This is a genomic window from Pseudoalteromonas sp. Ld20, assembly GCF_045064175.1.
In the GTDB taxonomy this organism is placed as follows: domain Bacteria; phylum Pseudomonadota; class Gammaproteobacteria; order Enterobacterales; family Alteromonadaceae; genus Pseudoalteromonas; species Pseudoalteromonas neustonica.
In genome coordinates this window covers 154,567-168,892 of sequence record NZ_JBISHB010000034.1, presented here as the reverse complement: position 1 = coordinate 168,892, position 14,326 = coordinate 154,567, and the positions used below count along the sequence as shown (strand labels likewise).

At 40.0% G+C, this 14,326-nt stretch carries 15 protein-coding genes; 3 read left to right on the top strand and 12 right to left on the bottom strand.

The features are described 5' to 3' along the window. Positions 1–2: 2 nt before the first annotated feature. Complete coding sequence (gene tyrS, locus ACJJVX_RS10595; RefSeq protein ID WP_169327878.1) at positions 3–1,202, bottom strand: tyrosine--tRNA ligase; 1,200 nt, start codon at positions 1,200–1,202, stop codon at positions 3–5. 150 nt (positions 1,203–1,352) lie between these two features. Between tyrS and ACJJVX_RS10590 the strand changes: the two genes are divergently transcribed. Further along, on the top strand, positions 1,353–2,666 hold the full coding sequence (locus tag ACJJVX_RS10590) for a peptidoglycan DD-metalloendopeptidase family protein (protein WP_054205417.1): 1,314 nt from the start codon (positions 1,353–1,355) through the stop codon (positions 2,664–2,666). A 514-nt stretch (positions 2,667–3,180) separates the two neighbouring features. On the opposite strand, the gene ACJJVX_RS10585 is transcribed toward ACJJVX_RS10590, so the two are convergent. The 4 genes from ACJJVX_RS10585 to ACJJVX_RS10570 form a co-directional block, all read right to left on the bottom strand. Continuing rightward, the gene (locus tag ACJJVX_RS10585) at positions 3,181–3,357 is read right to left on the bottom strand and encodes a hypothetical protein (RefSeq protein WP_167349700.1); all 177 of its coding nucleotides are present in this window, start codon (positions 3,355–3,357) and stop codon (positions 3,181–3,183) included. 417 nt (positions 3,358–3,774) lie between these two features. Continuing rightward, positions 3,775–4,905 carry a sodium ion-translocating decarboxylase subunit beta gene (locus ACJJVX_RS10580; protein ID WP_054205416.1) on the bottom strand — a complete coding sequence of 377 codons (1,131 nt, stop codon included), beginning with the start codon at positions 4,903–4,905 and terminating at the stop codon, positions 3,775–3,777. Between the two features lie 12 nt (positions 4,906–4,917). Further along, the gene (gene oadA, locus ACJJVX_RS10575) at positions 4,918–6,693 is read right to left on the bottom strand and encodes a sodium-extruding oxaloacetate decarboxylase subunit alpha (protein ID WP_054205415.1); all 1,776 of its coding nucleotides are present in this window, start codon (positions 6,691–6,693) and stop codon (positions 4,918–4,920) included. A gap of 10 nt (positions 6,694–6,703) precedes the next feature. After that, positions 6,704–6,949, bottom strand: coding sequence for an OadG family protein (locus tag ACJJVX_RS10570; protein WP_054453205.1), 246 nt, complete (start codon positions 6,947–6,949; stop codon positions 6,704–6,706). A 524-nt stretch (positions 6,950–7,473) separates the two neighbouring features. Here ACJJVX_RS10570 and ACJJVX_RS10565 point away from each other — a divergent pair. Both ACJJVX_RS10565 and ACJJVX_RS10560 read left to right on the top strand, forming a co-directional pair. Further along, positions 7,474–7,647: a DUF1328 domain-containing protein gene (locus ACJJVX_RS10565; RefSeq protein ID WP_064485886.1), complete on the top strand. Its 174-nt coding sequence runs from the start codon at positions 7,474–7,476 to the stop codon at positions 7,645–7,647. Positions 7,648–7,704: 57 nt separating this feature from the next. Continuing rightward, the gene (locus ACJJVX_RS10560; protein ID WP_054205413.1) at positions 7,705–7,896 is read left to right on the top strand and encodes a hypothetical protein; all 192 of its coding nucleotides are present in this window, start codon (positions 7,705–7,707) and stop codon (positions 7,894–7,896) included. A 62-nt stretch (positions 7,897–7,958) separates the two neighbouring features. Here the strand turns inward: ACJJVX_RS10560 and pdxJ are convergent, their stop codons facing one another. The 7 genes from pdxJ to ACJJVX_RS10525 all read right to left on the bottom strand — a co-directional run bounded on the left by pdxJ (position 7,959) and on the right by ACJJVX_RS10525 (position 14,322). Then, positions 7,959–8,690, bottom strand: a complete 732-nt coding sequence (pdxJ, locus tag ACJJVX_RS10555) for a pyridoxine 5'-phosphate synthase (protein ID WP_054205412.1) — start codon at positions 8,688–8,690, stop codon at positions 7,959–7,961. A 37-nt stretch (positions 8,691–8,727) separates the two neighbouring features. Then, positions 8,728–9,420, bottom strand: a complete 693-nt coding sequence (gene recO / locus ACJJVX_RS10550) for a DNA repair protein RecO (protein WP_054205411.1) — start codon at positions 9,418–9,420, stop codon at positions 8,728–8,730. A gap of 17 nt (positions 9,421–9,437) precedes the next feature. Beyond that, positions 9,438–10,370: a GTPase Era gene (gene era / locus ACJJVX_RS10545; protein ID WP_054205410.1), complete on the bottom strand. Its 933-nt coding sequence runs from the start codon at positions 10,368–10,370 to the stop codon at positions 9,438–9,440. After that, positions 10,360–11,037, bottom strand: a complete 678-nt coding sequence (rnc, locus tag ACJJVX_RS10540) for a ribonuclease III (RefSeq protein WP_054205409.1) — start codon at positions 11,035–11,037, stop codon at positions 10,360–10,362. Before rnc ends, era begins: the two co-directional genes overlap by 11 nt. Positions 11,038–11,039: 2 nt before the next feature. Then, positions 11,040–11,975 (bottom strand): signal peptidase I, encoded by a 936-nt coding sequence (lepB, locus tag ACJJVX_RS10535; protein WP_054205408.1) that lies wholly within the window; start codon positions 11,973–11,975, stop codon positions 11,040–11,042. A 40-nt stretch (positions 11,976–12,015) separates the two neighbouring features. Continuing rightward, positions 12,016–13,803 (bottom strand): translation elongation factor 4, encoded by a 1,788-nt coding sequence (gene lepA / locus ACJJVX_RS10530; RefSeq protein WP_054205407.1) that lies wholly within the window; start codon positions 13,801–13,803, stop codon positions 12,016–12,018. A 69-nt stretch (positions 13,804–13,872) separates the two neighbouring features. Next, positions 13,873–14,322 carry a SoxR reducing system RseC family protein gene (locus ACJJVX_RS10525; protein WP_054205406.1) on the bottom strand — a complete coding sequence of 150 codons (450 nt, stop codon included), beginning with the start codon at positions 14,320–14,322 and terminating at the stop codon, positions 13,873–13,875. Positions 14,323–14,326 lie beyond the last annotated feature (4 nt).

The window sequence follows — 14,326 nt, the reverse complement described above, 5'->3', positions numbered from 1 at the left end:
TGTTAAGCACAGGTAATATTTGCAAACTTACGTTTACCTACTTGATAAATAGCCGTACTGCCTTTTTTAATTTCAAGCTTAGTATCAGTGACTTTTTCTTCGCCATTGATTTTAACCGCGCCTTGTTTAATCATACGCATCGCTTCAGAAGTACTCGCAACTAGCCCAGCTTCTTTAAGTAAGTTAGTAATAAATACTGTATCTTCGTCAATTGTTACTGTCATATCTGGGATATCGTCTGGTAACGCATTTTTCTGAAAACGTTTAATGAAGTCATCATGAGCGCCTGTAGCCGCTTCATCGCTATGAAAACGCGCAATCATTTCTTTTGCTAAATCAATTTTAATATCGCGCGGGTTAGTACCTTGTGCAACTTTATCTTTAAGGTCAGCAATTTCATCAATTGACAAGCTACTTAGCAAATCATAATAACGCCACATTAATTCATCGCTAATTGACATGATTTTGCCAAACATGTCGTTAGGCGCATCAGTGATACCAATATAATTGCCTAATGACTTAGACATTTTTTGCACACCGTCAGTGCCTTCTAACAACGGCATCATCAATACAGTTTGTGGTTTTTGGCCTTCGTCTTTTTGTAATTCACGACCCATTAGCAAGTTAAAACGTTGATCGGTACCGCCAAGCTCAACATCAGCTTCAAGAGCCACAGAATCCCAACCTTGCACCAACGGATACAAAAACTCATGAATCGCTATTGATTGACCGCCAGCATAACGCTTTTTAAAGTCATCACGCTCAAGCATACGAGCAACCGTTTGACGAGCAGCTAATTTTATCATGCCTGCAGCGCCTAAATTTTCCATCCAGCTAGAGTTAAAAGCAACGGTGGTTTTAGCTGGATCAAGAATTTTAAATACTTGCTCTTTATATGTTTCAGCATTTGCTAATACATCTTCACGGGTAAGTGGTTTACGGGTAATATTTTTCCCCGTTGGATCACCAATCATACCGGTAAAGTCACCAATTAAGAAAATCACTTCGTGACCTAAGTCTTGGAATGTTTTCATTTTATTAATTAACACGGTATGACCTAAGTGTAAATCAGGGGCTGTTGGATCAAAACCCGCCTTGATCTTAAGCTTTTTACCCGATTTTAGCTTTTCAACTAATTCGTCTTCAATTAATATTTCTTCTGCACCGCGTTTTATCTCTGCAAGAGCGGTTTGTAAATCCACTGTGTATTACTCCAAAAAATTCAGTCTATGCGTTGATTCTAGCGTAAATCTGCCCCAGTTTAAATCTACAAAACACTGGTATTAACGCTTTATTAAGTATATCCTGCAATATTAGTGATTAATTATCTTGACAGCAGAAAAAGGCACCTTATGGTTCACGTTGTGCACAAAATCCCAAAAAAACACAAGTTGCTTATTTTAGGTTTAGTTTCTGCTATTGCTGCCCTAACACTTATTCCTTCAGAGAAAGCCACCGCTTCTAAAGACAATAACGCAGATGCACTTGAAATCGGAAAGCGTTATGAGTTACAAGTTAAAGTTGATGACATTGAGCAATTAACTGAATTAAATTCGCAAGAAGACGCAGCAAAGCTACCCGAATATGACCTAATCGATTTTAAAGTAAAGAACGGTGACAATTTAGCACTGATTTTTAAACGCGCAGGTTTTAACGCACAAACCGTTCATAAACTTCTGAACACCAATGCTGAAACCCGTAAGCTAACTAAAATTCATCCTGGCGAAATACTCAGTTTCGCCACAGCTGAAGATGGCTCGTTAGCGCAGTTACGTTACGTAATTTCAAAAACAGACACTCTATTCGTTACCTTAAATGACGAGGGTAACTACGATACATCTATTGATAGTAAAGAAATAGAGACTTTAACCGCTTCAACGGGCGGTGAAATCACCAATAGCTTTTGGACTTCAGGTATTGCTGCAGGCTTAAGCGAACGCCAAATTATGAACTTTGCTGATATTTTTGGTTGGGACGTGGATTTTGCCAATGATATCCGTAAAGGCGATCAGTTCGGCTTAATTTACGAATCTCATTATGTTGATGGTGAATTTATTGGTACGGGTAAAATTATTGCCGCTGAGTTTATTAACCAAGGCCAACGTTATGCGGCTATTCGCCACAGCGATGATACTTTTTATACACCTGAAGGGCGTAGTATGAAAAAAGCCTTTTTGCGTGCACCGGTTAACTTTAAATACATAAGCTCAAGCTTTAACCCACGCCGTTTGCACCCAGTCACTAAAACTGTGAAACCACATAATGGTATTGATTATGCAGCACGTACTGGCACGCCAGTTGTATCATCTGGCAATGGTAAGGTAATTAAGTCAGGTTACAGTAAGTATAATGGTAACTATGTATTTATTAGCCACGGCACACAGTACGTAACTAAGTACTTACACTTAAATAAACGTGCTGTTAAAACTGGTCAAAAAGTTAAACAGGGCCAAAAAATTGGTACTGTAGGCGCAACTGGCCGCGTAACAGGCGCTCACTTACACTATGAGTTTTTAGTTAACGGCGTTCACCGTAACCCTAAAACAGTTAAGCTACCAAAGTCTGAACCACTGCCACGCGCGGAACTTGCTAAGTTCAAGCCAATCGCAGATAACTTTTTAGCGCAGTTAGAGCGCAACAGAGAGCTACAAGTAGCGCTTAAGTAAAAGCTAGCTGTAAGCTGTAAGCTGTAAGCTGTAAGCTGTAAGCTGTAAGCTGTAAGCAATTCTAAAAACCGTTGTTATGTAAGTAGCAACGGTTTTTTTGTTGAACTGTTTGATGTGATGCGATCCCTAATCCCCCTGCACACCTCTCATCATGCGCTTTTTATTAATAGGAAACGCAATTGGCGTTCACCTTCCGTGATGAATATGTATCCAAATTCCCATCAGTGACGTTAAACCTTGTGAGGTTAAATCGTTATTGTCTAAAAAGCTGAAAGCTTGACTTCCCACATAATGGTTCATGAATAGCTCATTATCGCTTTTAGACATCCGATAATGCAGTGCCTTGATGCAGACTGACAGGATATTGTTCGTTGGGTTTCGCGGTGTTCAACCACAATCTATGTAGCCAATTTTAACGCCGAGCAGCTTAAAACTTACAACTTACCGCTCCTAGCAGCCCTGAACCTCACGGCTGACGGCTGACGGCTGACGGCTGACGGCTGACGGCTACGCTCTACCTCACCAACATATAAATCAATTGCACTAACAATGAAATCATCACCAGTGGCCAAATATATTTTGCATATTTAGTGGCGCCATCGAGGCCCATTTTCGACTGATACTTTTCAAGTAATGGCACTAGAATCATGAGTGCGACAAACAGTGAAATTAAAATCACGAAGATATTCATAGCATTCCTTATTTATTCAATATCTATCGAGTATACCTAGGGTCTGTTTATCTTTCGAGGTTAAATTTGCAGCTGCGCGTTTGGTTTTTAGACAAGGCAGAGCCTATGTAGTGTGGTTATTCCCCATAAATAGGCGATAACGCGGCATAAATGCCAAACATGCGCTGCCCGAAGGGTTCTGCCTAGGGGCGATTAACTCTTTGTTGCCTACACGGATGTAGGTAAAGGGCGTGAGCAGGACGCGGAAGCTTTGCTCGATTTTTACTTAGCCCACTAGGTTACAAATCTCGCGCCGCGATTAAATCGCCCCTAGTTTGAACAAATTTTAACCCTAAAAGGTCAACAGACCCTAAGGGCAAAAAAAAGCGCAGTCTACACTGCGCCAGTCGGTTGGAAGTAAATCTTATTTAGTTATTGTTAGCCTACCAATGCTAACAAAATACCGGCAGCGACTGCACTGCCCAATACACCCGCTACATTGGGGCCCATAGCATGCATTAACAAGAAGTTATGTGGGTTATTTTCAAGGCCAACCTTATTTACAACCCGCGCAGCCATAGGGACTGCTGATACTCCTGCGGCGCCTATAAGTGGATTAATTGGCGATTTAGAAAACTTGTTCATTCCTTTTGCCATAAATACACCCGATGCAGTACCGATAGAGAATGCTAAGGCACCTAAAACTAAAATACCTATTGTTTCTATGGTTAAAAATTTATCGGCCGCTAACTTAGAGCCAACAGCTAAACCGAGGAAAATCGTTGTAATATTAATAATCTCGTTTTGAGCACTGTTACTTAAACGATCTACCACACCTGATTCACGCATTAAGTTACCTAAGCAGAACATACCAACTAATGGTGTTGCCGCTGGTAAAAATAAGATGGTTAAGCTTAATACCATTAGAGGGAAAATAATTTTTTCCTTTTTCGATACTGTACGAAGCTGTGGCATCTTAATTTGACGCTCTTCTGGTGTTGTTAGTGCGCGCATGATTGGTGGCTGAATAATTGGCACCAACGCCATATATGAATAAGCCGCGACCGCGATTGCACCAAGTAAATCAGGAGCAAGCTTTGAGGCTAAGAAAATTGCCGTAGGGCCATCTGCGCCACCTATAATTGCGATTGCCGATGCATCCTGCAAAGTAAATTCGAATCCTGGTACATAGTTTAATAAGATAGCACCGAATAATGTCGCGAAAATACCAAACTGAGCCGCCGCACCAAGCAATAACATACGTGGGTTAGCAATCAAGGCGCTAAAGTCCGTGAGCGCACCAACGCCCATGAATATTAATAACGGAAATACACCTGTATCAATACCAATGTGATAAACGTAATATAATAATCCGCCGGGGTCTGATAAACCCGCTAAAGGAATATTTGTTAATATTGCGCCAAAGCCAATAGGTAATAATAGTAATGGTTCAAAATTACGTGCAATTGCGAGATACAATAACAAGCACCCCACCGCAATCATAATCAATGCCGGAAATGTAAAGTTCGCAATACCTGTGGCATGCCAGAGATTCAATAATGCTTCCATCCTACTTTACTCCTAGGCTAATGAAATCATGGCATCACCCGTGACAACCGAGTCACCTTCAGAAACTAGGATCTGAGCAATTGTACCTGCATGTGTAGCGCGGATCTCTGTTTCCATTTTCATGGCTTCCATGATCATTACTACATCACCTTCGTTAACCGTTTGCCCTGCTTTAACTTTAATTTTAAAGATATTACCGGCAAGAGGTGCATTCAATGTCTCCCCTGATGCGACTGAGGCAGACTGGGGAATTAACTCACTGTCTTTTAAAGTAACTTCTTTTAGTTCACCGCCTTGAGCAACAACTACATCATAAACTTTACCATCAACTTTTACGCTGTACTGCTCAGCAGTGACTGTTTTATTATTCGTTTTAGTTGGTTTTTCTGATTGAGCCGTTGGGGCCGCAGGTATTGCTTCGAATGCATCAGGGTTGTTACGGTTTTTAATGAATTTCAAACCAATTTGTGGAAATAATGCATACGTTAGCACGTCGTCTATTTGCTCATCAGCAAGTATTAAACCTTGCTCTTGTGCTTCTTTTAATAACTCAGCTTGCAGCGTCTCAAGTTCTGGTTTTAATAAATCAGCAGGACGACAAGTAATAACGTCTGCACCATCAAGCACGCGCTCTTGCAGCTCTTTATTCATTGGCGCTGGTGTTGCTCCGTACTCACCTTTTAATACACCTGCAGTTTCTTTAGTGATTGTTTTATAACGCTCACCTGTCAGTACATTTAAAACAGCTTGTGTGCCTACAATTTGCGAGGTAGGTGTCACTAAAGGCAAGAAACCTAAATCTTCACGAACGCGTGGTATTTCAAGCAACACTTGATCAAGTTTATCTGCTGCGCCTTGTTCTTTAAGTTGATTTTCCATGTTAGTTAACATGCCGCCAGGCACTTGCGCTAATAATATACGACCATCAACACCTTTTAAACTGCCTTCAAATGCAGCATACTTTTTACGTACATCACGGAAGTAAGCGGCAATCTCTTCGAGCTGATTCAAATCAAGTTCAGTATCGCGCTCAGTTCCTTCAACTATAGAAACAATGGTCTCTGTTGCACTGTGTCCATAAGTCATACTCATTGAGGAAATAGCGGTATCAAGCATATCGATGCCAGCATCAATCGCTTTTTGATAGGTTGCTGTACTTAAACCTGTTGTTGCATGACATTGCATTGCAATTGGTATAGAAACCGTTTCTTTTAAACCTTTAATCAACTTTTCAGCATCATATGGTTTAAGTAAGCCTGCCATATCTTTGATACAAATTGAATGACAACCAAGATCTTCAAGCTGTTTTGCAAGTGTTAGCCACATCTCCAGTGTATGGACTGGGCTTACTGTGTATGAAATTGTACCTTGTGCATGGGCACCAACTTTGATTGCGGCTTTGATTGCCGTTTCTAAATTACGCACGTCATTCATTGCATCAAAAATACGAAAGACATCTACACCATTTTTATGTGCACGCTCAACAAATTTTTCTACCACATCATCAGCATAATGACGGTAACCTAAAAGATTTTGACCACGTAACAGCATTTGTTGCTTTGTATTCGGCATTGCTTTTTTAAGGGCGCGAATACGCTCCCATGGATCTTCTCCTAAATAGCGAATACACGAATCAAATGTTGCACCGCCCCATGATTCGATCGACCAATAACCTGCATCATCAAGTTTTTCAGCAATAGGTAACATGTCATCTAAACGCATACGCGTTGCTAATAATGATTGATGAGCATCACGAAGTACCAGTTCTGTTAGTTTTAATTTAGCCATAAGTCACCCCTTATAATTTTTGTTTATTTTTGTACTGAGCGATGGCAGCACTAATTGCGGCAATGTGTGCATCTGGCACACCTTGCGCTTTGATTGATGGCGCACGAGCTGGTACATCTATAGGTTGCTCAAAACGACTCGCCACCTTAGACATTAATACAATTGCTGAAATCAACAATGAAAGAAAAACAAAAACGCCCACCATGCCTGTTGCCATCAAATTTGCTGCTGTCGCTAGTAACTCACCTATATTCATACTCTGCCCCTTTATATATTCAATACCTGATAGTTAACAAAGCAACAAAAGCAGGTAAAAAACCACTTTATATAAATAACTATGCAACAATCATATCAAAGTAATTAACCATTTCCAACACTTTGTAAATTGGTAAAACCAATTAATATAAAGCTAACATACCCACATTAAATTTAACACCCGACAAATCGCTATTATTTTTCAAGATATAGATGATAAAAATAGCGAATATAGCCAAAACTTATAAGCTATAGAATGCAAAGCTCCATCCCTATTTATGCAGTCTCTATATTTGATAATATTTCTTTTCTAAAAACCACTTAAATTAATTGGTCTTACCAATAGTGTGGTGATTTTACATTCCTTTTTTACTTAAGAACAAGTTACACATAAAGCGTGTAAATATTTCCTATGAAACTGATCCCTATAACGAATGAAAAAGTAAACGGCTGATTTTAAAGGACTTTAATATTGGCATGTAAATGGCATTATCTAATATGTACAAATTAACCAAGGAGAAAACAATGTTACGCTGGACAATTACATTTTTAGTTATTGCACTTATTGCTGCAGTGTTAGGTTTTGGTGGCATCGCAGGTGCCGCAGCAGGAATTGCTAAGATTATATTTTTTATCTTTTTAGTATTGTTAGTTATCTCTCTTGTATCAGGCGCACTACGTGGCAACGTGCCCAAGTAGCTGAGACAAAGTAACGCAACAGTATTACCACTATATTTATTTACAAGGAATTACATTATGAAATCTACAACAGTAAAAACAGCCGTTATCGCCCTTTTCGCTAGTTTTTTTATTATGGGTTGTGAAGACAATCACGCAGAAGAAGCAGGTGAGCGCATAGATGAAGCTGTAACCGATGTACAAAACAAAGTTGAAGACGCCTGTGAAAAAGTAAAAGAAGGCGTAAATGCTGAAGAAACAAACTGCTAATAAAGTAAGTTTAAAAAAACGACTCTTTTGAGTCGTTTTTTTTATTAGACTGAACTCAAACTTTAAGCCCGTGCTTCAAGCATTAGTCGCTTCATGTCACGTACTGCTTTATCTAAACCATCAATGGCTGCACGCGCAACAATTGCGTGGCCAATATTTAACTCGTAAATCTCTTCCATCGCGGCAATCGGCTTCACGTTGTGATAATGAAGGCCATGCCCTGCATTGACGATTAACCCTAAACCTGCCGCATATTTCACACCTTGTCGAATATGTTCAAGCTCTTTGCTCATCTCTGCGTCAGTTTGCGCATCTGCATAAGCGCCAGTATGTATTTCAACGTAAGGAGCATTACATGCTTTAGCGGCATCTAATTGCGCTTTATCTGCGTCAATAAATAATGAAACTTTAATTCCTGCATCACTCAGCTTTGCAGTTGCGGCTTTAATTTTATCTAAGTTACCCACAACATCTAAGCCACCTTCGGTAGTTAACTCTTCCCGTTTCTCTGGTACTAAGCAAACGTAAGCCGGTTTTACATCCAACGCAATATCAATCATTTCATCAGTAACAGCTATTTCAAGGTTCATACGCGTTTGAATTGTTTTAGCCATCACATATACGTCACGATCTTGAATATGACGGCGATCTTCACGCAAATGAATGGTGATCCCATCAGCACCAGCATGCTCCGCAACACTTGCCGCATGAGCTGGATCCGGGTAACTAGTACCGCGGGCTTGGCGTAAAGTAGCAATATGATCAACGTTTATACCCAAAAGAATATCTTTCATTTTTTTACCTGTAAAAATAACGGTTAAAAATACCGTACTAAGATTGCGGTTTAAAAAGCTCTCTACTTTTTAATGGTTTTTTACCCAGTAAGGGTTTCATTAAATGACGACTTAATTGTTTTGCCATATATAACACATCCGGCGCACTAAAGTCATGAGCAGCAATCGCATTTAATTGCGCCCCTAAAAAGCCACTGCCATGATTTTCCTGTGCAACAAAGCCATATTCAGCAAAATAACTATACGTTTGTTTTGAGGTGATTGGATCGCCTGCGGCATCAAAACTAAAATCAACGCCATAACCCAAAAGCTCTAGTAACTGAAATTCATAAGAGCGTAATACGGCTTGCAAATTAGGGTGCTTATTTAGCTGCTGTAAGTGTGTTCGATAAAGCTCATAGGCATGATCAATGGGCTCATTGATTGGCACAATCCGATTTGTTAACTCATTTAAGTAGAAGCCGCAGTAAAGCTGATCGCCTACTAAAGGGGATTGCGTACCATGCAATTCGAAACGTTGAATGTATTTAAGATCATTTTTACCCGTATAGTTTACGAGTAATGCTTGGAAAGGTTGCAGCTGCGCTTTATGTTTGGTTGACTGGCGACCACTTATGCGAGCAAGCATTCGTAGTTGTCCAACGCCTTCTACCAGCATATCAAGCATTACTTGCGAGTCACTAAAAGGACGCCGATGTAATAAATATGCTGTGTAGAAGTCGCTATCCATAACGGTAACTTAAGTGATTAATCTTCACCGTAACCTAAGCTGCGAAGTGCACGCTCATCGTCAGCCCAACCTGATTTAACTTTAACCCAAAGCTCTAAAAATACTTTGTTATCGAGCATTTCTTCAAGATCTTTACGTGCTTCACGGCCAATAACTTTCAGCTTTTCGCCTTTGTTACCAATTACCATGCGTTTTTGAGTTTCACGCTCAACCAAGATTAAGCCATTGATATGCCAAATGCCGTTTTCTTGCCATTTAAACTGCTCAATTTCGACAGTTACTGAATAAGGTAATTCCTCACCCATAAAACGCATTAACTTTTCACGGATCACTTCAGCCGCCATAAAGCGCATTGAGCGATCGGTTACATAATCTTCAGGAAAGTAAAACTCACACGGTGGTAAACGTTTTGTTACTTCATCTTTGATTAGGTTAATATTTTTACCCTGCGTTGCAGATACGGGCATAATACCAACAAAATCAAACTTGTCACCTAACCACTTCATATGTGGCAGTACAAGATCACGGTCCTTTACTTGGTCTATTTTATTAATAACCAATAATACTGGTTTACCGCTTTGTGATACTTTATTTAGCACCATGTCATCGTCAGCATTCCAATGAGTGCCTTCAACAACAAATATAATAAGTTCTACATCACCGATTGAGCTAGATGCTGCGCGATTCATTAAACGGTTAATGGCACGCTTTTCTTCAACGTGCAGCCCCGGTGTATCGACGTAAACAGCCTGATGCTTACCTTCGGTATGAATACCCATGATACGGTGGCGTGTTGTTTGCGGTTTGCGTGAGGTTATACTCACTTTTTGTTCAATAATTTCGTTTAGCAACGTAGATTTACCTACGTTTGGTCGACCAACAATGGCGACCATGCCGCAAAACGTATCAACTTCACCTGTATGAGGCTGGATCAGTGTATCAAGGTTCATTTTTAAGTATCTTAAGTGCTTTTTCAGCGGCTTTTTGTTCAGCCTTACGACGTGAACTACCTACTGAGATGATGCTATCCATACCTTCAACTATACATTCTACCGTGAATGTTTGATTGTGCGCCTGACCTTTAGTATCAACTACGGTGTAGCCTGGCAAAGGTAGTTTTCGAGCTTGTAAATACTCTTGTAATAGCGTTTTAGGGTCTTTTTGGTTTAAGCCTGGTGAAATAGCATCAAGGCGAGGTTCGTACCAAGCCAAAATTAAATCACCACAAACATCTATACCTGCATCTAAAAATACAGCACCGATTATGGCTTCAACCGCATCAGCTAAAGTTGACTCACGTCGAAAGCCGCCACTTTTAAGCTCACCTGGACCTAAACGCAGGTAATCACCTAAACCAAACTCCAAGCCAAATTCGGCTAACGTTTGACCACGAACAAGCGTTGAGCGCATACGGCTCAAGTCACCTTCTCGGGCTTTAGGGAATTTGCCATATAATGCATTTGCAATGACAAAACTTAAAATTGAATCACCTAAAAACTCTAGGCGCTCGTTATGTTGTCCTTTATGGCTGCGATGGGTCATCGCCTGCTCAAGCAATGCTTGATCAATAAAGGTATACCCTATTTTGCTATATAGCTCTGTTACATTTTTTTTCATTGTTACTGAATATTACCTAGGCGTTCAAAACGAACACCAGTTGGAACCCAGCCTGGTACAATGTCATCTGGGCCATTATCAAATTCAAAACTCATCCATATAAAGACAGCTTTACCCACCAAGTTTTCTTTTGGCACAAAGCCCCATACGCGACTATCTTGGCTGTTATCGCGGTTGTCACCCATCATAAAATAATGATCAGCCGGTACTACCCATTCATCAGAACGTGTACCCGGCTGTTGATAGTAACGCCCTTTCATTTCCAGCGCTTCTGGGTTTATTAAAATATCATGTTTTAGCGTCGTTAAATTTTCATTTAAACGCACTAAATCCATAGAGCCTTGCTTAAATTCATCACGATTGATGATTTCCATATCAATCTTATTATACTCATTACACAATAAATCGCCCTGCTGAGTTTCACCCTCTGCGCAATTTGGTTGAATATATAAACGCTTGTTACGGTAAACAATTTTATCACCAGGCAAACCAATAGCTCGTTTAATATAATCTATACGTTCATCTAATGGATATTTAAATACCACTATATCACCGCGTTCAGGTTCAGCAACATCGACTAACTGAGTACGCCATACAGGGTCTTTCACCCCATAAGAATACTTTTGCACTAAAATAAAGTCACCCACTAACAAGGTAGGCATCATTGAACCTGACGGAATTTGAAACGGTTCAAATAAAAACGACCTAAAAATAGTAATTGCTGCGATCATCGGGAAAATCGACTTAGCAGTCTCTGTCAATGTCGGCTCAGGCGCAATTAATGCGGCAGTTTCTTCATCTAGCTCGCCGCCAGCAGAACTTTGTGCAAGAGCTAAGCGTTGCTGTCTTTTTGGCGCAAACATTAGATGGTCAATTAACCAAATTAAGCCTGAGCCTAATGTTAATAGCACTAAAAATATTGAAAAATAACCTGCCATACATTAAATCCTTTCTCTTACGAAACTGGGTTACGAAGCCTTACTTACCAACTTTAAGAATTGCTAAAAACGCTTCTTGTGGCACTTCAACATTACCAACTTGCTTCATACGTTTTTTACCATCTTTTTGCTTTTTAAGCAGTTTTTTCTTACGACTTACGTCACCACCGTAACACTTGGCGATTACATTTTTACGTAACTGCTTAACGGTTGTACGTGCAATAACATGCGCGCCAATTGCCGCCTGAATTGCAATATCAAACATTTGACGTGGAATAAGCTCTTTAAGTGCATCAGCTAACTGACGACCACGAGATTGTGCACTGTCTCTGTGTACAATAATCGCAAGTGCATCAACACGCTCTGCATTTATTAAAATATCAACACGTACCATGTCTGACGTTTGAAAACGCTTAAAGTTGTAATCAAGCGATGCAAAACCACGGCTGGTTGACTTTAATTTATCAAAAAAGTCCATTACTACTTCAGCCATTGGTAGCTCATACGTTACGGCTACTTGTTTACCGTGGTAACTCATTTTAGTTTGCATACCTCGTTTCTCTATACATAGGGTAATAACATTACCTAAGTACTCTTGAGGAACAAGGATATTTGCTTCTACAATTGGCTCTCGAATTTCTTGAATATCATTTACTGCCGGAAGGTCAGACGGATTATCAATCTGAAAAGTACCTTCTTTTGTTACTATTTCATAGATTACAGTAGGCGCAGTGGTAATTAGATCAATATCGTATTCACGTTCTAAACGCTCTTGAATAATTTCCATGTGCAGCATGCCTAAAAAGCCACAACGAAAACCAAAACCAAGTGCGGTAGAATTCTCTGGTTCAAAGAATAACGACGCATCGTTAAGACTTAGTTTATTCAGGGCATCACGGAACGATTCATATTCATCTGACGCAATAGGGAACATACCCGCATACACTTGTGGTTTAATTTTTTGAAAACCAGGTAAGCGAGCAGGCGCTGCATTTTTTTGATGGGTAATCGTATCGCCAACTGGCGCGCCATGTATTTCCTTAATACCAGCAATAACAAAGCCTACTTCGCCAGTTCTTAAAATACCGGTGTTTGTTTGCTTTGGTGTAAATACACCAACTTGATCTGCAGTATGAATATGCTCATTCGACATGATTTTAATTTTGTCGCCGATGCGTAGTTCACCGTGTTTAATACGAACAAGTGATACAACACCTTGATACGGGTCAAACCAAGAGTCGATAATTAATGCTTGTAATGGCGCGTCTTTATCACCTTCTGGCGATGGTACATCTCTGACAATCATTTCAAGAACTTCAGCAATACCAACACCTGTTTTAGCGCTACATTGCACAGCATCAAGCGCATCAATACCAATAATATCTTCAATTTCTTCAGCAACGCGAAGTGGATCTGCTTGTGGTAAATCGATTTTATTTAGTACTGGTATAACTTCTAAATTCATTTCTATGGCGGTATAACAATTTGCTAATGTTTGCGCCTCAACACCTTGGCCTGCATCTACTACAAGTAATGCGCCTTCACAGGCAGCCAATGAACGTGATACTTCATAAGTAAAATCAACGTGTCCTGGTGTATCGATAAAGTTTAGCTGGTAAGTTTCACCATCATTTGCTTTATAATTTAAGGTTACACTTTGCGCTTTAATCGTGATGCCACGTTCGCGCTCTATATCCATTGAATCCAATACTTGTTTTTGCATTTCACGGTCAGTTAAACCGCCACAAACTTGGATCAAACGATCAGAAAGGGTCGATTTACCGTGGTCAATATGGGCGATGATCGAAAAATTACGGATATGCTTCATAAACTGGATTCTAAACTTCTATTTTAATTGATTGAGTGTATAAAGCCGCAATTTTACATTTAATTGGCTTCAATCACCATCTATTTGAGTTAAAGGGAGGCTAATTGGATGAATTTTTATTACTTTGATGTCATGTTTGAGACTTTTCACTCGACTTTTAGCTACAGCAAAGCCAGTAAAACCACCACTTATAGCGGCAATTATTTGTAACCATTCTGGCGCAGAAAAAAACTCAGCAGCGATCAGAGAAAACACTAGCCCCAAGACTAAAGGCAGCATATATACTGCAAAGGCATGTTTTACCATGTGACTATCGTCTAGCGCAAGTGTCACTTTTTGCCCGACAGCAACAACAGTTTCAAATTGGTAAGGAAAGGTTTTTTTAGCGGTGCCAAATAGTTTGCCAAACACTTGAGAGCCACAGCGACCATTACAGCCTTCGCAAGCTTTTTTTTGTTGAGCTTCTAAATGCGCAGTGGCGCCATCAATTGACACCACTGTAAGGGTTTGTTCTATCATTATC

What these genes read in the sequence shown, in the direction of transcription:
- era (WP_054205410.1), bottom strand. Translation starts at nt 10,370, where the DNA reads ATGAACCTTGATACACTGATCCAGCCTCATACAGGTGAAGTTGATACG.
- pdxJ (WP_054205412.1), bottom strand. Translation starts at nt 8,690, where the DNA reads ATGAAAGATATTCTTTTGGGTATAAACGTTGATCATATTGCTACTTTA.
- ACJJVX_RS10585 (WP_167349700.1), bottom strand. Translation starts at nt 3,357, where the DNA reads ATGAATATCTTCGTGATTTTAATTTCACTGTTTGTCGCACTCATGATT.
- lepB (WP_054205408.1), bottom strand. Translation starts at nt 11,975, where the DNA reads ATGGCAGGTTATTTTTCAATATTTTTAGTGCTATTAACATTAGGCTCA.
- ACJJVX_RS10565 (WP_064485886.1), top strand. Translation starts at nt 7,474, where the DNA reads ATGTTACGCTGGACAATTACATTTTTAGTTATTGCACTTATTGCTGCA.
- lepA (WP_054205407.1), bottom strand. Translation starts at nt 13,803, where the DNA reads ATGAAGCATATCCGTAATTTTTCGATCATCGCCCATATTGACCACGGT.
- rnc (WP_054205409.1), bottom strand. Translation starts at nt 11,037, where the DNA reads ATGAAAAAAAATGTAACAGAGCTATATAGCAAAATAGGGTATACCTTT.
- oadA (WP_054205415.1), bottom strand. Translation starts at nt 6,693, where the DNA reads ATGGCTAAATTAAAACTAACAGAACTGGTACTTCGTGATGCTCATCAA.
- ACJJVX_RS10590 (WP_054205417.1), top strand. Translation starts at nt 1,353, where the DNA reads ATGGTTCACGTTGTGCACAAAATCCCAAAAAAACACAAGTTGCTTATT.
- ACJJVX_RS10570 (WP_054453205.1), bottom strand. Translation starts at nt 6,949, where the DNA reads ATGAATATAGGTGAGTTACTAGCGACAGCAGCAAATTTGATGGCAACA.
- ACJJVX_RS10525 (WP_054205406.1), bottom strand. Translation starts at nt 14,322, where the DNA reads ATGATAGAACAAACCCTTACAGTGGTGTCAATTGATGGCGCCACTGCG.
- recO (WP_054205411.1), bottom strand. Translation starts at nt 9,420, where the DNA reads ATGGATAGCGACTTCTACACAGCATATTTATTACATCGGCGTCCTTTT.
- ACJJVX_RS10580 (WP_054205416.1), bottom strand. Translation starts at nt 4,905, where the DNA reads ATGGAAGCATTATTGAATCTCTGGCATGCCACAGGTATTGCGAACTTT.
- ACJJVX_RS10560 (WP_054205413.1), top strand. Translation starts at nt 7,705, where the DNA reads ATGAAATCTACAACAGTAAAAACAGCCGTTATCGCCCTTTTCGCTAGT.